The sequence below is a fragment of the Duganella sp. CT11-25 genome, assembly GCF_047302815.1.
Classification (GTDB): Bacteria; Pseudomonadota; Gammaproteobacteria; order Burkholderiales; family Burkholderiaceae_D; genus Rugamonas.
Genome location: NZ_JBKBFD010000001.1, coordinates 3,338,363 through 3,358,509, shown reverse-complemented (window position 1 = coordinate 3,358,509; position 20,147 = coordinate 3,338,363). Strand labels below are relative to the sequence as shown.

The following is a 20,147-nucleotide window of genomic DNA, read 5'->3' as shown; positions in this document are numbered from 1 at the left end:
GGCTCAATAGTTTACAGGGTAGTCTTTCGGGAATCGGGCGCCGGCGAACGCCTTCTTCTGCGTCCAGTCCTGCGCCGGCTCGGTCCAGTAGCTGTCGCTCTCTGGCAGGCCCAGCGGCAGCAGGCTGGCCGAGGCGATGTACATGCTGCCGTTGTTCGAGTACCAGTCGCCCAGCTCCGGCTGATGGCCGACGAAGCCGATGGTCAGGTAGCCGTCCTTGAAATTGCCGGGCGCCGACCACACGGCCTTGTGCACCGCCTGCAGCGCGGCGCGCACCTGGCCTTCCGGCAGGCTGGCCGGCAGCTGCTTGCGCAGGGCCAGCAGCGCCAGCGGCTGGAACGCCGCCGTGCGGTAGGTGAGCGAGCGGCCGATGGGCGGGAAGCTGCCGTCGGTGGAAATGAAGCGTTCCAGGTGCTCGCTGTAGCGCTGCATGCGCTTGACGGCTTGCGCGCGCAGCTCTTCCGGCTTGCCGTTCCAGAACGCGCCCTTGCGCTGGTCGAGCACGTCGAGGATCTCGACCAGCATCGGATGCATGACGAAGGCGTTGTAGTAGTCGAAGTGGAAGGCGTCGCCGTCCTTGATCCAGCCGTCGCCGACGTACCATTCGTTGATTTTTCGGATGGCGACGTTCATGCGCAGCGGATCGAACTCCTCGCCGATCGACATCAGCCAGGCCTCGTTCATGGCGGCGAACAGCATCCAGTTGATGTACGGCGGCTCGATGCGGCGCAGCGACTTGATCTCGGCGATGATGCGCTGCTTGGTCCTGGCGTCGAGCGGATCCCACAGCGCCTTCGGCGCGCGTATCAGCGCGTTGGTGAAGTAGGCCGAATCGACCAGCGTCTGGCCCGGCCCTTTCCACAGCAGGTAGTCCGGGTTGGACGGATCGACCGAGTTGGCATAGCTTTGCAGCGCCAGTTGCTGCAGGCGCTTGCGGGTGCGGCCTTCCGGCGTGCCGTCGTCCGCCAGGGCCAGCCACGGCGCGACGCCGGCGATCAGCCGGCCGAAGCATTCGAGGTAGGCCACGCCCTTGTCGCGGCCATCCCAGGTCGGGCTGACCTCCAGGACGAAGTTTTTCTTCAGGGTGCCGGCCGCCAGATTGGTCAGCACCGGTTCGGACATCTTTTGCGCCAGCGCCGCCAGCTGCGCGCGGGCGTCGCCGGCCGCCGCAGGCTTGGCGGTTGCAGCCGCCGCGCCCTGCGCCGCCATCACGCCGCCGGCGGCGGAGCCGGCCACCATCGCCTGTATGAAGTTACGTCGTTCCATCGTGTCTCCGTATTATTGTCGCAGCAGGCGTACCAGCTCCGACGAGGCCAGCAGGTAAGCGCCCACGCCGAACGCCGTGGTCGAGTTCTGGTCGACCACCTGTCCGGGTATCGCGCGGTCGCCGATCGGCTGCACATAGCCGATCTTGCCGTCCGCCTGCAGCGCGGTCTTGCTCAGGTAGTGCCAGCCCTTGCGCACCGTCGGCAGGTACGCTTCGCGATCGAGCACGCCGTTGTTGATGCCCCACAGGTAGCCATACACGAAGAAGGCGGTGCCGCTGGTTTCCGGCCCTGGCGCGTGCTGCGGATCGAGCAGGCTGCGGGTCCAGTAGCCATCGCTGGTCTGCGCCTTCTGCAGCGCCTGCGCCATGCCCTTGAACTTGGCAAGGTATTCGGCGCGGTAGGGATCGCCCTTGGGCAGGTCCTTCAGCACCTTGGCCAGGCCGGCGAACACCCAGCCGTCGCCGCGCGACCAGAAGTCCTTCTTGCCGTTCACGCTCTGGTGCTTGGGATAGACGTAGCGCGCGTCGCGGTAGTAGAGCTGCTCGGCGTTGTCGAACATGATGCCGTTCGAGTACTCGAAGTATTCATGCAGCTTCTCCAGGTACAGGCGGTTGCCGGTGATGTTGTACATCTTGGTCATGACCGGCATCACCATGTACAAGCCGTCCGACCACCACCAGTAATCCTTGTTCGGCGTGCTCATCTGGTATTCCATCACCTCGCGGGCGCGGGCGATCTTTTGCGGGTCTTGGTCCAGTTGATAAAGATCCGCATAGGTCTGGAAGCAGATCTGCCAGTCGCCGAACATCACGTGGTCGTCGGTCTCGCCGTACTGGTACTTCCATTTGGATTTGTCGGCGGCCTTGGCGCCTTGCCACTGGTTGTGGGCGGCCCAGTCCTCCGAGTATTTGCGCCAGGCCGGATTGCCGGTGACCTGGTAGGCCTCCATATTCCCCGTATGGTAGGCGGCGATATCCCAGAACGACCATTTCTGCGGCGTCTCGCGCTGCTGCCAGTAGCCGTTGACCTTGTTGATAATGCCGACCACCTCCTGTTCGGAGGTGCCGACCGCCGGCTGCAGCGCGCTGCAGCCGGCCAAACCCAGCGCCAGGGCGCTGGTTGCCAGGAGTCGTTTCATCATGGATTAGAGTTTTCCCCGGATACCGAACTTGATCGTCCGGCCATCATACTTCGCGTAGTCCATGCGGGTCTTCTTGCCGCTGCCGTACTGGCCGCTGGCGTCTTCGAAGTAGTCGTAGGCCAGCGTGTTGCTCAGGTTGAGCGCATCGATGCGGAACTCCAGCATGTCGTTGATCTTGTAGCTGACGTTGGCGTCGAGGTAGCCGCGGCCTGCGCGCCAGCGGATCAGGTCATCGCCCAGGTTGCGCGGGTTATCCGGATGCAGCGACTTGTCCTTGTAGTTGTAGGACATGCGCAGCGCCAGCGGGCCCTGCTCGTAATAGACGGTGGCGCTGTAGGCATACTTCGGCACCGAGTTGACGTCGATGACCTTGCCCGCATTGGTGATCCAGGCCGCGCTGTTGAACGGATTGATGTGCGTGTAGCTGGCCAGCGCGCCCATGCCGTTGAACGGCGCGGGCAGGAAGCTGAACGCCTGCTGGTAGGCCAGCTCGTAGCCCTTCAGCGTCTGCTGGCCGGCGTTGGTGTAGCTGCGCAGCGTCATCGCCAGGTTGGGATCGACGTGGCCGTTGGCATCCTGGAACAAGGGACCCAGGGCCGTATCCGGCAGGCCCAGCGAACCGAAGGTGACCACCTGGGTGTTGGCGACGGTGGCGTCGGTCAGGTCTTTCTTGAACACGGCGGCCGACAGCATGCTGCCCGGCTGGAAGTACCATTCCAGGCTGGTGTCCAGGTTCTTCGACTGCTGCGGACGCAGGTTCGGATTGCCCGAGGTGGCCGAGTTGTCGAACTGGTTAGGGATCACCGTCTGGCCGGCGATGATCGACAGCGAGGCGCGGGTGATGGTCTTGCCCCACGAGGCGCGCCACATCAGGTCGTCCGTCAGGTCCAGCGCGCTGCTGACGGCCGGCAGCACATTGCTGTACGAGCCGCTTTCATGGTTGGGCGAGTACACCAGGCCGGCGCCCTTCTGCTTGAAGTTGTCGATGCTGGTGTCGGTGCCGGAGAAGCGCACGCCGGCGTTGAAGCGCAGCGCATGGCCGCCCACATCACCCTTGAAGTCGGACTGCACGAAGGCGGTCTTGACCGCTTCCTCCGCCGAGAAGCTTTGCGACGGCGTGAACGAGGAGTCCGGGTTGTAGGCGTTCGGGTCGAACTGCGAATAGAAGTAGCTGCTGTTCCAGGTGGCCCAGCTGTGCGGCCAGCCGGCGCCGAAGTCCAGGTTGTCGATCGGCAGTTGGCTGGTCATGGCGTTGCGCAGGCCGGCCGCGCCGATGCTGTTCAACTTGGCGGTGGCCAGCGCGGTGCCGTTGCGCTTGTTGACGCCCTTGGTGGTGGAGACGTAGCTCAGGCCGGTCTTCAGGTGGCCGGTCCATTCGCCGGGCAGGTCGTAGTCCCAGTCGGCGATCACGCGCGCCTGCTTGCCCTTGTCGGTTTCCTTGGTCCAGCCGGTGCCGATGGTGAAGCCCGACCAGCTGTTCGGATCGGTGTAGCTGGTCGGCGAGGAGATCGACGGGTAGACGTGGTCGCTGCCGTAGTCGATGGTCGATTGCGCGCCGTAGATGTAGCCGGACAGCTGGCCGGTGGCGCTGGTCGCGGTGCTTTGGTTCAGGCTGGCCTGGCCGGACAGCGTCAGCTTCGGACTGGCCTTCCAGCTGCCGTTCAGGGCGCCGTAGCCGAACTTGGTCTCGTCTTCGGTGTAGGCCGCGCCGGCGTTGTAGGTGGTGTTGGCAAAGGTGCCGGTCAGCAGGTTGGTGGCCGGGTCGATGTGGACGTTGACCGGAATCAGGCCGTTGTTGCCGGTGGCGCCGGCGGGCAGCGTGCGGTTGGTGGTCTTGGTGCTGCGGACCAGGATGCCGAACAGCTGTTCGGCGCGGGTGTTTTCCAGCTTGGAGTACATGGTGTCGAAGCTGAGGTTCAGCGTCGGCGTCTTCCATTGCAGCGACGACACCAGGCCGTCGCGCGTGCGCTCGTTCTGCGAGCCGTAGAAGCGGTAGATGCGCGGCAGCAGGGCGTTGTCGATCTGGTCCCTGGTGTAGCCGGACAGGTTGGCGCGCGGATCGTCGTAGTCCAGCGTGACGGCGAAGTTGCCCTTGACCGGATTCTGGCTGCCGCGGAAGGAGCTGTTGTAGCCGCCGGTCGCCTCGAAGCCCGAGCGCGTGTTGATGCTGCCCGAGTGCGACACGCCGACCAGGAAGCCGAGCTTGTCCCAGGTGTTGGAGTACAGCGCGTAGCCGTTCGGGTCGTTGTGCTTGGAGCTGGTGTTGTAAGTGTCGGTCAGGCCGTAGCGGATGGTGCGCTTCGGATTGTCGAACGGGCGCGGGGTCTGCAGATCGACCACGCCACCCAGGCCGCCCTCGGTCAGCTCGGCCAGCGGCGATTTGTAGAAGTCGACGCGGCCGAACAGCTCGGAGGCGAAGACGTCGTAGTTGAAGCCGCGCGCGGCGCTGCCGATGGTGGCGGTCGAAGTGGTGTTGACCGGCGCGCCGTTCAGCGTGGTGACCGAGTAGTCGGTCGGCAGGCCGCGGATCGAGATGCGCTGGCCTTCGCCCGACGATTCGTCGCGGTTCAGGATCACGCCCGGCACGCGCTGCAGCGATTCGGCGACGTTGGCCTCGGGGAACTTGCCGATGTCCTCGGCAACGATGGAGTCGCGCACGCCGATGGCCTGCTGCTTCAGGTTCAGCGCCTTTTGCAGGCTGGAGCGGAAGCCGGTGACGACCACGGTCTCGACCTTTTCTTCCGGCGCGGCGGTCGGCGCGGTGTCGGCCGCGCCGCTGGCGGGCGCCGCCTGGGCGAACGCCGATGGGTTGTACAGGGCCGCCAATGCTAGCGGTACCATTGTCTCCAGTATTTTCTTTTTCATATCGTCCTCAGTGGCAAATCGGGATCTCTGAGTAATCTTCTCAGTATGGTCAGACTAAGCACTTACACGGCGGGCGGCAATGTGGCGAAAATCGCCATGTGCGGCAAGAAAAACAACGGGTGGCATGGGCTTGCACTCTGAAACGCAGTCCGCCGCCTGGCCGCGGAGCGGAAAATAATCAAGATGGTGATTATTTAAATGGGCTGCTATTCCGACTTCGTATAGGCTAACGCAAATTTTCTATACGAGTTGTGGGGAAAAAACTACGCCGCGGCCGGCCCGATGAACTGGCGCCGCGCACGCAGCATCTGCTCCAGTTCCGGCGCCGGCACGGGCCTGGAAAAATAGTAGCCCTGCATGGTGTCGCAGCCGGCCTCGCGCAGGAATTCCATCTGCTGCGCGTTCTCCACGCCCTCCGCCACCACCGACAGATCGAGGCTGTGCGCCAGCGCGATGATGGCGATGGCGATGGCGGCGCCGTCGCCCGGCACGTCGCTGACAAAGCTGCGGTCGATCTTGAGCTGGTCGATCGGGAAGCGCTTCAGGTAGGCCATCGACGAGTAGCCGGTGCCGAAATCGTCGATCGACAGGTGGATGCCGGCGTCCTGGATGCGCTGCATCAGCGTCAGGTTGGCGTCGACGTTTTCCATCATCGCGCCCTCGGTCAGCTCCAGCTCCAGCAGCTGCGGCGGCAGCCCGTTCTCGGCCAGCAGCGCCAGGATGTCGTCCATCAGGCCGGTGTCGCAGGTCTGGCGCGCGGACAGGTTCACCGCCACGTGGGCGATGCCGTCCAGCAGGCCGAGCCGGTGCCAGGCGCCGGCCTGGCGGCAGGCGGTCCGCAGCACCCAGCGCCCGAGCGGCACGATCACGCCGCTGTCCTCGGCCACCGCGATGAACTCGGCCGGGCTGACCGGTCCCAGTTCCGGGCAGGTCCAGCGGGTCAGCACTTCGAAGCCGGTCATGCGGCCGCTGCGCACGTCGATCTGCGGCTGGTAGTGCAGCGTCAGCTCGTCGTTCTGCAGCGCGCGCCGCAGGTTGGCCTCCATCTTCAGCCGCTTGTGGGCGCGCAGCGTCATCTCCTGGCGGAACATCTGGTAGCCGTTCTTGCCCAGGTTCTTGGCGTGGTACATGGCGGTATCGGCGCCGCGCATCAGCGACTGCGGGTTGTCGCCGTGCGCCGGATAGGCGGCCATGCCGATGCTGGCGCTGACATGCAGCAGCTGGTGCTCGATCGAGAACGGCGCCGCCAGCGCCAGCAGGATCTTGCGCGCCACCGCGTCGGCCTCGCGCGCGGCTTCCGCCGCCTCGATGATGACGACGAATTCGTCGCCGCCGATGCGGCAGATGACGTCGTGCTCGCGCAGGGTGTCGCGCAGGCGCTGCGCGACCAGCTGCAGCAGCAGGTCGCCGCTGTTGTGGCCCAGCGTGTCGTTGACCACCTTGAAGTTGTCGAGGTCGAGCAGCAGCAGGCTGACTGCGGTGAGCTGGCGGTCGGCGCGTTTCAGGCTGGCGCTCAGGCGTTCGTTGAATTCGTTGCGGTTCGGCAGGGCGGTGACCGGGTCGACGTGCGCCAGGTAGTGCAGATGCTGTTCGGCGCTGCGCACGGCCGCGCGCATGCGCGTCACCAGCAGCCAGGCCAGCGCCAGCGAGGCCAGCGCCACCGCCACGGTGAAGCCGGCAAACGACGCCAGGCGCCGGTGCAGCGGCGCCAGCGTGGCGCGCATGACGACGTGGCCGATCACTTCGCCGTTGGCGCGGATCGGTTCCAGCACTTCCAGCGAGCCGGCGCTGAAGTGGTGGCGCTCGGCCAGCAGTTGCGCGCTGGCGGCTGGCGGCGGCTGGCCGGCGCGCCGGTAGCTGGCCAGTGGTTCGCCGCGCGGATCAAGGATGGCGGCGCCGTCCACCGCCGGCGACAGCGCCAGCCCGGCCAGCGTTTCGGTGGCCGCGCGCTGGTCGCGGAACAGCAGCGCGGCGGTGCTGTTGTTGCCGGCGATGCGGGCCTGCACCAGCAGGTCCTCCAGCAGCGCCCCGCGCAGCGCGATGTACTGGAACAGCACCAGCAGCACGCCGGCCACGCTGAGGGCGGCGCCCGCCACCAGCATGTTGCTGCGGGCGACCTTGCTGCCGAGCGGTCCGGCGCGCAGCGAGACGTTGGGCGTGCGCGTCGTCATTGCGCGCTCCTTGCCAGGCGCAGCAGCTTGGAGCTGAGCGTCAGGCCGGCGCCGCGCAGCGCGGCCAGATTGGCGTCGAACACGATGCGCTTGTCCTCCATGGATAGCGCCAGCATCGCGCCGTCGGCGGCGATCTGCCTGTCGTCGGCGATGGTGAGCACGCTGGCCGTGCCGAGTTCGCGGTGCAGCTGCGGCCAGCGCTCGCGGTCCTGGCGGTCCAGCACCAGCAGGTGGCAGTTGCGCGCCGCGCCCCCGGCCGCCAGCGCGCGCGCTTCCAGCCGGTGGCCGTTGATGTTCTTGTCGGCCAGCGCCTGCAGCGCCGCCAGCAGGGCGTTACCCTGGTAGGCGCACAGCGTCAGCGGGCCGGCCGGCGGCAAGGCGGCGGCCGGCCATTCGGCGAACACCGCGAAATTGAAGATGACGGCCGCTTTCAGCTGGTATTCCGGCACGGCCGCCTGCGCGTGCGTGACGCCGCTCCAGCCGCCCAGCAGCAGGGCCAACGGCAAGGGCAGCGACCACGCCGCGGCCGGCCAGCGCGCGCAGCGCCGCCACAGCGCGCAAGCAGCGCGGGCGGGGGAAGCGGCGGCGAAGGAGGCGGTCGGCATCTCAGTACGCCAGGGTCAGTTTCAGCTGCAGGCGGCGGCCATCCTGCGCGATCGCGTTTTGCAGATGCTCCTCGGAGGCCGGATCGGCGTAGCGGCGGTCGAACAGGTTGTAGGCCGTCAGCGCCAGGTCGGCATGCGGCGTCAGCCGCTGAGAATACAGGTTCAGGTTGGCCAGCAGCACGGCGCCGGTGCGGCCGCCCTGGAGCATATTGCGCTGGCTGATGTACTGCGCCTCCAGGCCGGCGCGCCACGGGCCGCGCAGCGGCAGCGTCAGGTTCAGCTTGGCCAGGTGGGCCGGCGTGTTGACGCTGTCGTCGGCGTCCTGCGTGGTGCGCTGCCAGCTGTAGCTGGCCCTGAGGCGCGCCGCGTTCTCCCAGTTCTGCTCGTATTCGGCCTCGACGCCGCGCGCCACCGCGTGGTTGGCGTTGACGAACATCGGCAGTTCGCCGCGCTCGACCTGCGAGATCAGGGCCGAGACCTCGTTGCGGAAGACCGACAGGGTCAGGCGCCGGTTGTCGGCCAGCTGGCGTACCAGCGCCAGTTCGGCGCTGCGGATACGCTCCCGGCCCAGCGCCGGATTGGCCAGCTGGCCGCCGGCGCCCGGCACGCCGTAGTACAGCTCGTAGTTGTTCGGCGCGCGGTAGGCGCTGCCGTACAGGGCCTTGACGGTGGTGCCGTTGCCCAGTTGGCGCACCAGCGCCAGGCGCGGATTGAACACGCCGCCGGTGGTGGCGTGATGGTCGTAGCGCAGGCCGGCGTTCAGCAGCAGCTCGGGCGTGAGCGCCAGCTGGTCCTGCAGGTACAGGCCGTAGCGCTTGCCGCTGTGGCTTTCGGCCAGGTAGCTGTGGTAGGGATCGAGATCGAAGTTGAGCATGCGCTGCCGGTAGTCGTCTTCGAACTCCAGCCCCGCCAGCAGCTTGTGGCCGCCGGCCACGGTGGCCAGCGCGGTCAGCTCGCCGCCCCACCAGCGGCTGACGCTGAGGTCGCGGTTCAACGTGGCGTGCTCGTCGTCGGTCGCATAATCGCCGTCCGATTGCACATTGCCCCAGTACAGGCGGGCGTTGACCTCCAGCTGCGGCGTCGGCGTCGCGTGGTAAGCCAGGTCGGCGTAGTTCTGGGTATCGATGGTGCGCGAGCGCGGATCGTTGAAGCGCTGGCTGAACGAGGCGGTCGGCACGCCCTTGTCGCGCCGGGCGTGGATCAGCGTCGCGGTATAGTCGCCATGGGTGGCCTTGGCGAACAGCCGCCGGCCGCTTTCGTAGTCGAGGCCGCGGGCGACGCCGTCGCCCTGGTTGGGGCCTGTCCCGGCGTATTCGGGATAGAACAGGTCGCGGCCGTCGGTCTTGACGCGGCTCGCGGCCAGCAGCCATTCGGTGCCCAGGCCGTCGCGCCATGCCTGGCTGGCCGCCGCCCGGCGCGCGCCGTCCTGGCCACCGCTGAGCGTGGCGTTGCTGCCTTCGAGGTCCTGCGGCCGGCGCGTGATGACGTTGATCACGCCGAAGAAGGCGTTGCTGCCGTACACCGACGAGCCGGGGCCGGGGACGAATTCGATACGCTCGACCAGCTCCAGGTCGAGCGGGAATTCGCCGCCCATCGGGGCCTGGTCGAACACGGCGTCGTTGATGCGGTTGCCGTCGATCTGCAGCAGGAAGCGGGTGTTGTAGTCGCCCGGACGCAGGAAACCGCGCGCGCCCAGATAAGTGTAGTTGCGGTCGTAGCTGGCGTACAGGCCGCGCACGCTGCGCAGCGCGTCGCCCAGCGTGCGCCAGCCGTAGGCGCGGATATCGGCCGCGGTCAGCACGGTGACGCTGGACGGCGCCTCGCTGGCCAGCTGGACGAACTTCGAGGCGCTGTAGACCTCCAGCGACATCAGTTTCTCCAGTGGCAACGCGGTCAGGTCGTCGCCCTCGGCGGCGCCCTGCGCGTTGCGCTGCATCGCCAGCAGCAGCGCGCACAGCAAACCTGCCTGCACGCGCGATGAACGCGCTTTTATTGTCATTGGCATATATAGCTTTGTTTTAGTCTTGCCTCCGTACAAGATGTTGGCAGGTTGCCCTGTGCTTGTACAGGCGGACGGGGCCGATAGCGCGGTTGCACGGGCTTTTCCGCAACAGTGGCGCGACACCGGTATCGCCGCGCAGCGCGCCGAAACATTAAATTTCATTGGGCATTTGGTGATTTTCGCAATTGCGACACTATTGCACTCAGTACAAAATTGTCGGCCTGTAATCACAGGATACGTCCCATGAAACTGCTCCCTCTTCGCGCCGCCTCGGCGGTACTTGCCTCGGGCCTCGCGCTCGCCTCCGCAGCGCAGGCCGCGCCGCTCGTCACCCTGGACCGCAACGGCGCCTGGGTGTCGGTGCAGGCCTATGGCCCGAACATCGTCCACGTCACCATCGCCGCCGACAAGGCCGAGGCGCTCAAGACGCCGGGCTACGGCATCATCGCCGAGCATGCCGACAGCGGCGCCTTCAAGCACACGGCCGGCGCCGACGGCGACACCTTCGCCTCCCCGGCGCTGACGCTGCACATCAATCCGGCGCCGGCGCCGAGCGTGCCGACGATGGGACAGAAATACTTCGCGCCGTCGTTGGCGCCGGTCGGCCTGCAGGTGCGCAACGCCCGGGGCGAGACGGTCCTCAACATGAACGGCTGGGAGATGTCGCCGCAGACCGTCAACACGGAAAAGACCTACCAGGTGGGCGCCTCGTTTGCCGCGCCGGCCGACGAGCATTACTACGGCATGGGCCAGAACCAGGAATCGACCGGCGCGCTGGACCTGCGCGGCCGCACCATCGACTGCGCGCACTGGTATGACGCGCCGGCCGGCGAGACGGTGTGCGTGCCGTTCATGGTCAGCTCCAAGGGCTATGGCATCGTCTGGGACAACCCGGCCGCCACGCGCTTCGTGGCCGGCATCAATGGCCGCACCTCGTTCCAGTCGAAAGTGGGGGAGCGCGTCAGCTTCTTCGTCATCACCGGCGACAAGCCGGAAGCGCTGTACTCGGGCTATGCGCGGCTGACCGGCAAGACGCCGATCCCGCCCAAGGCCGCCTTCGGCCTGATCCAGTCCAAGGCCCGCTACGACAGCCAGGAAGCGCTGCTGAACGTGGCCAAGACCTACCGCGAGAAGAAGTACCCGCTGGACGTCATGGTGCTGGACTGGTTCTACTGGACGCGCATGGGCCAGATGGACATCAACCCGGCCGAGTTCCCGGACCCGGACGGCATGAACAAGCAGCTGCACGAGATGGGCATGCAGTCGATCATCTCGATCTGGCCGCGCTATGAAACGGCGGGCCGCTACTTCAACGAGCTCGATACCAAGGGCTATCTGCTCAAGGACAAGGATGGCAAGACCGTCGACGGCCTGCCGTTCCGCTCCGACCGCACCGGCGGCCTGATCGACCCGACCAACCCGGCCGCGCGCGCGTGGTTCTGGGAGAAGGCACGCGACAACATCCTGTCGCACGGCTTCGACTATCCATGGCTGGACGAGACCGAGCCTGACCTGGTACCGGACGGCTTCTTCTACTCGATCGGCTCGGGCGACCGCTATCACAACCTGTTCCCGCTGCTGCACGTCGAAGGCGTGGCGCAGGGCCTGCGCGCGTGGAAGCCGGGCAAGCGCGTGCTGATCCTGTCGCGCGCCGCGTATCTGGGTTCGCAGCGCAGCGGCGCGCTGTTCTGGTCGTCGGATATCCAGCCGACCTGGGAAGCGCTGGCGCGCCAGGTGCCGACGGGCCTGAACATGACGGCTTCCGGCATCGCCTATTGGGGCAACGACATCGGCGGCTGGCAGAAACTGTCGCCGACCACCCAGGCCACCAAGGCACCGTTGCTCGATCCGTCCGACGCGCGCGACGTGGTCGGCCAGTATCACGACTATCCGGAGTTGTTCACGCGCTGGTTCCAGTACGGGACCTTCCTGCCGACCTTGCGCGTGCACGGCGACCGCAAGGGCGTCGAGCTGTGGGCCTTCGGCCGCGCCGCCGAAACCGTGCTGGCCGATTACGACCGCCTGCGCTATCGTTTGATCCCGTACCTGTATTCGAGCGCCAAGAACACCTACGACACCGGCGCGCCGTTCATGCGTCCGTTGTGGATGGACTTCGCCAACGATCCTAACGTCAGCAACATCGGCACCGAATACATGTTCGGCCCGGCCTTCCTGGTGGCGCCGGTGACGGAGCAGGGCCAGACGCAGAAGGATGTCTACCTGCCGGCGGGCGCCGACTGGTACAACTACTGGACCAACGAGAAGTTCAGCGGGGGCCAGTGGATCAAGGTCGCGGCGCCGATTACGCAGATACCGGTGTTCGTCAAAGCGGGATCGATCGTGCCGGTGGGCGCCGACATCCAGTCGACGGCGACCAAGCAGGCGATCGCCGCCATCCACGTCTATCCGGGCAAGGACGGCGAGTTCGCGCTGTACGACGACGACGGCGCCAGCTACGACTACGAAAAAGGCAAGGGCGCGACCACCACCACGCTGCGCTGGAACGACGCCACCCAAAGCCTGACCGCCAGCGGCGGCGACAAGGCGCTGGCCGGTTCGGCGGCCAAGCTGGTCAAGGTGATCGGAAAGTAAGATTGGCAGCGTGGAGAGGCTATGGGGTCATAGCCTCTTCCCGTTGGCGTTTGATCTGTTGAAATATAAATCCGTTGTCCGCGCTGAGACCGATATCGATGAGATAACGATCTAGACCGATTTGGCTGTCGCATCTGGCTGCGCACCAAAGACGGAAGGTCATTTCATATTTTTCGGGTACTACCAGCATTATCGTTCTCATGAAGCCATTGCTGCTATTGCGCACGTCCAGCCGCAATTGGGCCAGTCCTTGCGGCGTGAGGTCGAACCATTTGTTATTGATTTCCGGTTGCCACCCTCCGGCCTGGAATTGACGCTGTAGGCGTGCGAGCTCCGCCGCTGCTTTATCGAAAGTCAGCTTGTGCAGCATCGGCGAGGTCGCAATCGTGCTTACTTTATTGTCGATATAGCTAATTCCGGCAAATGTCGTGGGGGGAAGGGTGAATCCGTGTTTGGCGTCGTTAAAGAAAATGATGACCGCAGGCTCTTTTATCAAAGTGACGCCAAAACCAACTTCTTCATCGTTAGGGATGTTGGATGATGCCTTGACAGGAAAAGTCGACGAACGTACCACTTCTTCAAATGTCTGACCGACTCTTACCGATATCATCGTCGAGCTGGGAGTGGAAAACAGTGCCAACGTAACGCAGCCAAGGATCAAAAGTCCTGCTATATAGCGGGTTTTCATCGTGTGCCACCGCTGATCGCAATGTCGCCAATCGACTTTTCGACCGCCGCACGTTCGCTACCATGCAGTAGCATGTCGAAGCGATTTGCCGCCTCATATACGAATGCCATCCGCTGGTCTTGGTCATACAACTTTGCCGTTTTTTTGTTGGAGAACCATATGGTTGCCGGTCCTGGTCTTGATTGGCATTCCGCTGATAAAGTCAATTGGACCTCAGCGGCTACACCGGAATAGGGAAAGTTAGTCGCCCAAGAAAATTGGTTGGAATCTAATGCACGCCTCATTGCGAAATCCTCGTACATTGCTGTCTGTAGTATGTTGATTTGTTCGTGATACGCTAGGAATTGGACACTTCTGGCGATTTCATCACCTTCAACCATGGCGAAGCCGGTGATAATTTCATTGAAAAACTTACCGAATGGGAGCTTGGCCTCCTCAATTGGCCACACAACCTTGTCTGAAATCGTCGAGCGTTGCTGTAGGCACTTCTTTAAATGCTCGAATCCGCGCAGCATGTAAAAACGATGTAATGGATAAATGTCGAGAAAGAGTAATGTGTTTCCTAAGGCAAGCTGCTCATGCATATATGCTGAGCCAAATCCAATGCTACTCGGCATGACGTTGATCGCTGCGCCGTCGCTGCTGTTCAGGATGTCGGTTCGAAGGTGATTCTTCAGCATCTCTTCCTGCGACTTCTTGATATTGTCGGCCGAATGTAGCAAGCCGCACCCCACTTGCTTGGAGGCAAATGCCGCCAAACCCGCCCATTGAAAACGCTTGTCCGCCAACCACAACTGGGCATAGGCCTTGTTGATTTGGCGATTGCGCTGAATCGGATCGGCAATGAGTTTTCCATCGACAGTAATCCACGCTTCCGCTTCCTTTTGCACGCGCAACCAGACACTCGCGCAACTGAGGATGGGGACGTCGATTGCCTTGCACGGCTTGCCGCCGACGGTCGCGCTGTGCACGCCGCATTCGGCGACGGGCATCGTATTGCGATGCAGTGGAACAGGATCATGCTGGTGCTTGGTGAAGACCTCGTTCGACATGATCGGCTCCTGTGTCTAGTCAAGGATTTGCCATGCGACCAGGCGAGTGCGGTCGCCGGCGTCGATGGGTTGCGTGTAACCGTCGGCGTCGGTCAGCCCTTCGATGACCCGCTCTGGCAGTTCCAGCCGGTAACGCTTCGAGGCGATCGGCACCTGCGTGAATTCGTCCACGAAGCGCAACGCGACCTGTCCGGCCTGCTCAGCCAGGGCCGCCGCCTGCGCCAGCACGCGGACAGCGGAGGCGGCGCTCGCCGCCGCCGGCTTGGCGTGCGCGGCGCCGCCGCCACCGCCGCCGCCGACGACCTGGCATTTCAAGCTTTGACTGGCGACCAGCCGGGGCGGCGACGGACATGCGCAAACACACAGGTCGTCCTGCAGCGCGACTTGCTTGCCGTTCCAGCTTTCCGGAATGCGTGGGCCAAAGATGTGGATGACGCCTTGAGACCGGCAGGCGGGACAAACGATGGAGTCGCCTTCGACGGCGACCTTCACGCCGTTGATCGAGCAGCAACTGCCGGCGGAGATGACGGTGCCGCCGGCTGTGGTCTTGGCGCCTAAGGTGATGTGATAGCGTTTCATGGGCATCTCGCACAGAGGCGGAGAGGCTCAAATGTAGCGGCGCGGCTTGTGTATTGTCTTGTCACAGGACAATAAACACCTGAATTTCCGCAGTGCTCGCCACGGCGATAGCGTATTATTATTAATTATTTGATATTGCTTAAGCTGCTCTTAATTTCAATCGAGATACTGTTGGTCGGGACATAAATTGAACGCCCGCATCCGCGCGAGTCGCATCTTCGTACACAAGGATCTCCATGCGCGTCTGGTTCAACCGAACTTTCTCCTCCGTCTATACGGCGCTGCGACTGATCCGCGAAGCGGACCAGGAGCGGCGCTATCACCTGATTTACACCAGCACCTCGCCCGTCCCGGCCGGCCAGGCGGCGCATCAGTTCGAGCTGGAGCCGGTCGGCCTGAAAGGCGAGGACTATGTCGGCTGGTGCCTGGATTTCTGCAGCCGGCATGGCGTCGGGATCTTCGTGCCCGGCAAGGAGGCGCGCCTGATCAGCGCCGCTCGCCAGAGCTTCGCCGACGCCGGCACACGCGTGCTGGCAGTGGCGCAGGCCGAGGTGCTGCAGCTGCTGCACGACAAGGCGCGCTTTTACGCCACCGTCGATTGCGCCGCCGCGCCGCCGCCGCACTCGATCGCGGTCCACACCGTGGCGCAGTTCGACGCCGCCTATGCCGAGCTGCGCGCGTTGTATCCGAAGCTGTGCATCAAGCCGTCGGAATCGGTGTATGGGCTGGGCTTCAGCGTGATCGACGAGCAGCGCAGCTGCGCCGAGCTGTTGCTGGCCGGGGCGCAGTACACCATCGGCCTGGCCGACCTGCGCGGCGGCCTGGCGCAACTGCCGGAGTTCCGCACCATGCTGGTGATGGAGTATCTGGAAGGGCACGAGTACAGCGTCGATTGCGTGGGCGACCATGGCCGCCTGCTGTGCGCCGTGCCGAGGAAGAAGCCGCTGGCGGCCGGCGTCGGCCAGACCATCGATTTGAATCCGGAGATCCTGGCGGCCAGCGCGGCGCTCGCCAAGGCCTATGGGCTGAATGGCGTGTTCAACGTCCAGTTCCGCGAGACCGGCGGCGTCGTGCGCCTGCTTGAGATTAATCCGCGCATGTCGGGCGGGGTCGGTATGGCGTGCATGGCGGGACCGAATTTACCGTACATCGCGCTGGCCGGCTTCGATCGCGGTTTCGACCAGGTCGGGATCCCCGCGATCCGTGCCGGCATGCGCGTGGCCGAAGTCTCCAGCGCGGTCGAGGTGTTCTGATGGAGTTGCTTGCCGAACGCGAAGCCACGCGCGCCGACGTCCTGCGCGAAGTGCGGTTGCCGACAGGTCTGCTCAAGGTCAAGGCCAGGCTGGGGCGCTACGCGCTCGATGCGCTGGTCGGTTTTGCCGCGCGCGCCAACGCCAAGCGCGGCTTCCTGTTTGTCAGCAAGGTTCTGGGCAAGCACTGGCCGGCGCGCCCGGGCGTCATGCGCGAGCTGCATGTGTCGCTGGCGCGCGACCTGCCGGCGGCGCTGCCCGGACCCGTGGTCTTCATCGCCATGGCCGAGACGGCGGTGGGGCTGGGGCAGGGCGTGTTCGAAGCCTGGCTCGATGCCGATGCGGGGCGCGAGGCGGTGTTCCTGCACACCACGCGTTATCGCGTCGGCCAGGGCGCGCTGATCGAGTTCGAGGAAGCGCACAGCCATGCGCCGCGCCAGTTCCTGCACATGCCGCAGGATCCGGCGATCGCGGCGCGATTCGCGCGCGCCCGCTCCATCGTGCTGATCGACGACGAGGCCAGCACCGGCAACACCTTCGTCAACCTGGCGGCGGCCTGCCGCTCGGTCAACCCGGCCATCGAGCATGTGCACCTGGTGACGATCACCAATTTCATGGGCGAGGAGGGCAGCGAGCGCCTGATGGGACGCTTCGGCGTGCGCGCCAGCCATAGCGCGGCGCTGAACGGCGAGTTCGCGTTCGAGGCCGGCCAGTTGACGCCTGCCGAGGCGCCGGCCCAGCGCTACGATGGCGAAGCCGATCGCGGCGCCAGCGGCGCTTTCGGGCGGCTGGGTGTCGCCGCGCAATTGCCGCCGCCGCGCGAGCTGGCGGCCAGCCTCAAGCCGGCCATCGCCGCCGGCGAGCGCGTGCTGGTGCTGGGCACCGGGGAATTCATGCATCCGGCCTTCCTGCTCGGCCGCGCGCTGGAAGCCTGTGGCGCCGACGTTTCGGTGCAGTCGACCACCCGTTCGCCGATTCTTGAATGGGGCGCGGTGGCCAGCGCGCTGGCCTTCCCGGACAACTACGGCGAAGGCATCGCCAACTTTGTCTACAACGTCGTGCCCGGCCAGTACGAGCATGTCTTGATCTGCCACGAGACCCCGCCCACCGCCGCCTTGTACGAGCTGGCGGCCAAGGTGCGGGGACGTTTGTTCCATTTCCAGCCGGAGAACATCGTTGAAGAAATACCTGTTCGTTGATCTTGACGATACCCTGTTCAGTTCCCTCGCCAAGTGCGAGAGCGACGCTGGGCTGCAGCCGGCGGCCTATCTGAAGGACCGCACGGCGTGCTCGTTCACGACCGCCAGACAGCGCGCCTTCTTCGGCATGATGGAGGCGTCGATGACGCTGATCCCTGCCACCGCGCGCAACCGCGATGCCTTCGGCCGCGTCGACCTGCCGTTCAACAGCTACAGGATACTCAACTACGGCGGCCTGATACTGAAACCGGACGGCGAGCCGGACGCGCACTGGATGGAACACATGGGCAGCGCGATGGCGGCCGCGCTGCCCGGCCTGCGGCAGGCGATGGCGCTGATCGACAGCTACGCCGACAGCGTCGGCCTGAAGACGCGCGCGCGCCTGATCGAGGATTGCGGACTGCCGTTCTACGTCGTGGCCAAGGATCCGGACAAGATCGGCGAGCGCCTGGCGCCGTTCGACACCGAGGCGCTGGCGCCATGGGTCGCCGGCGCCGGCAAGGATTTCTACATCCACCGCAACGGCAACAACCTGGCGCTGCTGCCGAACGCCTTGAACAAGGCGCGCGCGGTGGAATACGTCACGCGCCTGCTGCGCGAACAGCACGGCGAGATCCTGACCATGGGCATGGGCGACAGCCGCTCCGACGCCCGCTTCATGGCCGCCTGCGACTATGCCATCGTCCCGAACGGCACCCAGCTGGCGGCGTTGACGGTGGGTGCGCTATGACCTTCTTCTCGGGCAGCTACCGTGCGGACGACGTGCAGATCCTGCTCAAGCGGCTGCCGTTGCAGCAGTTCGTCAGCGTCGAAGAAAAAGAGGTGCTGATCCAATCGAGGCAAAAGCACTACAGCGAAATGCTGTCGCCGGAATCGCTGCCGTCCGGGCGCTACCTGCAAATCTTTGAAGACGCCTGCGCCGCCAACCTGCCGCAGATGGCGCGCGACTGCCTGAAGCTGGCCGGCCTGATCGCCGAGCGCCGCGAAGGCGACATCACGCTGGTGTCGCTGGCGCGTGCCGGCACGCCGGTCGGCGTGGTGCTCAAGCGCCTGCTGGGCGGGATGTTCGGCCGCCGCGTCAGCCACTACTCGGTGTCGATCATCCGCGACCGCGGCATCGACGAGGCGGCGCTGCGCTTCATCCTCGGCAGCGGCCATGCGCCGGAGTCGATCGTCTTCGTCGACGGCTGGACCGGCAAGGGCGTGATCTCGCGCGAGCTGGCGCGCCGGGTCGGCAAGTACAACCAGGAACATGGCACGCGCATCGACTCCGGCCTGTACGTGCTGGCCGACCTGGCCGGCACGGCGGCCTGCGCCAGCTCGTCGGCCGACTACCTGATCCCGTCGAGCATCCTGAACGCCACCGTGTCCGGCCTGATCAGCCGCTCCATCCTCAACGACGCCATCGGCGCCGGGGATTTCCACGGCTGCGTCTACTATGAAGAGTTCGCGCCGCACGACCGCTCGCGCCAGTTTGCCGACGCCGTCGTGCAGGCCGCGATCGGGATCGGCCGCGATGGCGTTCCGGCGCCGGTGGCGCAGGATCCGCAGGCCTCGGCGCGCGTCTCGCGCGCCAGCATGGCGCGGCTGCTGGAAGCGCACGGCATCGCCGATCCCAATCTGATCAAGCCAGGCATCGGCGAAGCCACGCGGGTGCTGCTGCGCCGCGTGCCGCGCCTGCTGATCCTGCGCGACGCCGACGCGCCGGATGTGCGTCACCTCAAGTTGCTGGCACAGGAAAAGCATGTGCCGGTTGTGATCGACCCAGCACTGCCTTACCAGGCGGTGTCTCTGATTAGGAGTGCGCTGGATGGTTAACAAACCGATGGGTGCATCGCTGTATGTGCCGGCAACCCACAAGGAACTGCTGGAAATCGCCAATGGCGAAAAGATGCCGAAACTGCGCTCGGTGATCTTCTGTACCGAAGACGCGGTGGCCGACCGCGAGCTCAGTTACGCGCTGTTCAATCTGTCGATGATGCTGGAGAATATGGATCCGGTCGGCGTGCTGGATCGCTTCGTCCGCGTGCGCAACCCGGAAGTGCTGGAGCGCGTGCTGGCCATGAAGGGCGTGGAAAACCTGACCGGCTTCGTCATCCCCAAGGCCACCCGCTCCAACTTCGACGCCTATTTCAAACAGGTCAAGCACACCAGCCACCTGCTGATGCCGACGCTGGAAACGGCCGAGGCGTTCGACGACCGCGAGATGGCGCTGTTCCGCGACGTGCTGCGGGCGCCGGGCGTGGTCGGACGCATCCTGGCGCTGCGCATCGGCGGCAACGACTTGCTGGCGCTGCTGGGCATACGCCGTCCGCGCACCATGACGATTTACCGCACGCCGCTGGGGCCGGTGATCGCGCGGCTGGTGACGACGTTCGCGCCGTACGGCTTCCGTTTGACGGCGCCGGTGTTCGAGCATCTCGACAACGAGGAACTGCTGGATGCCGAGGTGCTGGAAGACCTGGCGCACGGCCTGGTCGGCAAGACCGCGATCCACCCGGACCAGCTGCCGCTGATCGAGAGCCACTACCGCGTGCAGCCGATCGACGTCGCGGTGGCGGAGAAGATCATGGAAAAGGACAGCCCGGCCGTGTTCAAGATGGGCAATTCGATGTGCGAGGTCGCCACCCACCGCGCTTGGGCGCAGGCGGTGATCCTGCAGGCCAACCATTTCGGCACCTATCCGAACAACAATCTGCCGGTGTACAACCCTGCCGGCGACCCGAATTAAGCCG

At 65.1% G+C, this 20,147-nt stretch carries 15 protein-coding genes; 6 read left to right on the top strand and 9 right to left on the bottom strand.

Annotation, left to right across the window (positions count from 1 at the left end; genetic code table 11):
• Positions 1–3: 3 nt before the first annotated feature.
• The 6 genes from ACEN9F_RS14385 to ACEN9F_RS14360 all read right to left on the bottom strand — a co-directional run bounded on the left by ACEN9F_RS14385 (position 4) and on the right by ACEN9F_RS14360 (position 10,055).
• Positions 4–1,266: a DUF2264 domain-containing protein gene (locus ACEN9F_RS14385; protein WP_413420703.1), complete on the bottom strand. Its 1,263-nt coding sequence runs from the start codon at positions 1,264–1,266 to the stop codon at positions 4–6.
• Between the two features lie 12 nt (positions 1,267–1,278).
• Positions 1,279–2,409 (bottom strand): glycoside hydrolase family 88 protein, encoded by a 1,131-nt coding sequence (locus tag ACEN9F_RS14380; RefSeq protein ID WP_413420702.1) that lies wholly within the window; start codon positions 2,407–2,409, stop codon positions 1,279–1,281.
• Positions 2,410–2,412: 3 nt separating this feature from the next.
• Positions 2,413–5,274 carry a TonB-dependent receptor gene (locus tag ACEN9F_RS14375; protein WP_413420701.1) on the bottom strand — a complete coding sequence of 954 codons (2,862 nt, stop codon included), beginning with the start codon at positions 5,272–5,274 and terminating at the stop codon, positions 2,413–2,415.
• A gap of 263 nt (positions 5,275–5,537) precedes the next feature.
• Positions 5,538–7,445 (bottom strand): putative bifunctional diguanylate cyclase/phosphodiesterase, encoded by a 1,908-nt coding sequence (locus ACEN9F_RS14370; RefSeq protein ID WP_413420700.1) that lies wholly within the window; start codon positions 7,443–7,445, stop codon positions 5,538–5,540.
• Positions 7,442–8,050: a YfiR family protein gene (locus tag ACEN9F_RS14365; RefSeq protein ID WP_413420699.1), complete on the bottom strand. Its 609-nt coding sequence runs from the start codon at positions 8,048–8,050 to the stop codon at positions 7,442–7,444. Before ACEN9F_RS14365 ends, ACEN9F_RS14370 begins: the two co-directional genes overlap by 4 nt.
• A gap of 1 nt (position 8,051) precedes the next feature.
• Positions 8,052–10,055, bottom strand: a complete 2,004-nt coding sequence (locus ACEN9F_RS14360) for a TonB-dependent receptor plug domain-containing protein (protein WP_413420698.1) — start codon at positions 10,053–10,055, stop codon at positions 8,052–8,054.
• 240 nt (positions 10,056–10,295) lie between these two features.
• Here ACEN9F_RS14360 and ACEN9F_RS14355 point away from each other — a divergent pair, with 240 nt between their 5' ends.
• Entirely contained in the window at positions 10,296–12,644 is a 2,349-nt protein-coding gene (locus tag ACEN9F_RS14355; protein WP_413420697.1) for a TIM-barrel domain-containing protein, read from the top strand.
• Positions 12,645–12,663: 19 nt separating this feature from the next.
• Here ACEN9F_RS14355 and ACEN9F_RS14350 read toward each other — a convergent pair whose 3' ends face one another.
• The 3 genes from ACEN9F_RS14350 to ACEN9F_RS14340 are packed head-to-tail and all read right to left on the bottom strand — an operon-like array spanning position 12,664 to position 14,963.
• On the bottom strand, positions 12,664–13,332 hold the full coding sequence (locus tag ACEN9F_RS14350; protein WP_413420696.1) for a hypothetical protein: 669 nt from the start codon (positions 13,330–13,332) through the stop codon (positions 12,664–12,666).
• A complete protein-coding gene (locus tag ACEN9F_RS14345; RefSeq protein WP_413420695.1) occupies positions 13,329–14,384 on the bottom strand; it encodes a DUF2515 family protein in 1,056 nt (351 codons plus the stop codon). Before ACEN9F_RS14345 ends, ACEN9F_RS14350 begins: the two co-directional genes overlap by 4 nt.
• Before the next feature lie 15 nt (positions 14,385–14,399).
• The gene (locus ACEN9F_RS14340; RefSeq protein ID WP_413420694.1) at positions 14,400–14,963 is read right to left on the bottom strand and encodes a PAAR domain-containing protein; all 564 of its coding nucleotides are present in this window, start codon (positions 14,961–14,963) and stop codon (positions 14,400–14,402) included.
• 236 nt (positions 14,964–15,199) lie between these two features.
• On the opposite strand from ACEN9F_RS14340, the gene ACEN9F_RS14335 reads away from it, so the two are divergent.
• Genes ACEN9F_RS14335 through ACEN9F_RS14315 form a run of 5 tightly spaced genes read left to right on the top strand, consistent with a single transcriptional unit; the run spans position 15,200 to position 20,143 of the window.
• Complete coding sequence (locus ACEN9F_RS14335) at positions 15,200–16,216, top strand: ATP-grasp domain-containing protein (protein WP_413420693.1); 1,017 nt, start codon at positions 15,200–15,202, stop codon at positions 16,214–16,216.
• On the top strand, positions 16,216–17,412 hold the full coding sequence (locus tag ACEN9F_RS14330) for a phosphoribosyltransferase domain-containing protein (RefSeq protein WP_413420692.1): 1,197 nt from the start codon (positions 16,216–16,218) through the stop codon (positions 17,410–17,412). The genes ACEN9F_RS14335 and ACEN9F_RS14330 overlap by 1 nt, the downstream gene beginning before the upstream one ends.
• The gene (locus ACEN9F_RS14325; RefSeq protein ID WP_413420691.1) at positions 17,390–18,142 is read left to right on the top strand and encodes a hypothetical protein; all 753 of its coding nucleotides are present in this window, start codon (positions 17,390–17,392) and stop codon (positions 18,140–18,142) included. The genes ACEN9F_RS14330 and ACEN9F_RS14325 overlap by 23 nt, the downstream gene beginning before the upstream one ends.
• Complete coding sequence (locus tag ACEN9F_RS14320; RefSeq protein ID WP_413420690.1) at positions 18,139–19,230, top strand: cysteine protease StiP family protein; 1,092 nt, start codon at positions 18,139–18,141, stop codon at positions 19,228–19,230. The genes ACEN9F_RS14325 and ACEN9F_RS14320 overlap by 4 nt, the downstream gene beginning before the upstream one ends.
• The gene (locus ACEN9F_RS14315) at positions 19,223–20,143 is read left to right on the top strand and encodes an HpcH/HpaI aldolase/citrate lyase family protein (protein WP_413420689.1); all 921 of its coding nucleotides are present in this window, start codon (positions 19,223–19,225) and stop codon (positions 20,141–20,143) included. Before ACEN9F_RS14320 ends, ACEN9F_RS14315 begins: the two co-directional genes overlap by 8 nt.
• The last annotated feature ends 4 nt before the right edge of the window (positions 20,144–20,147 follow it).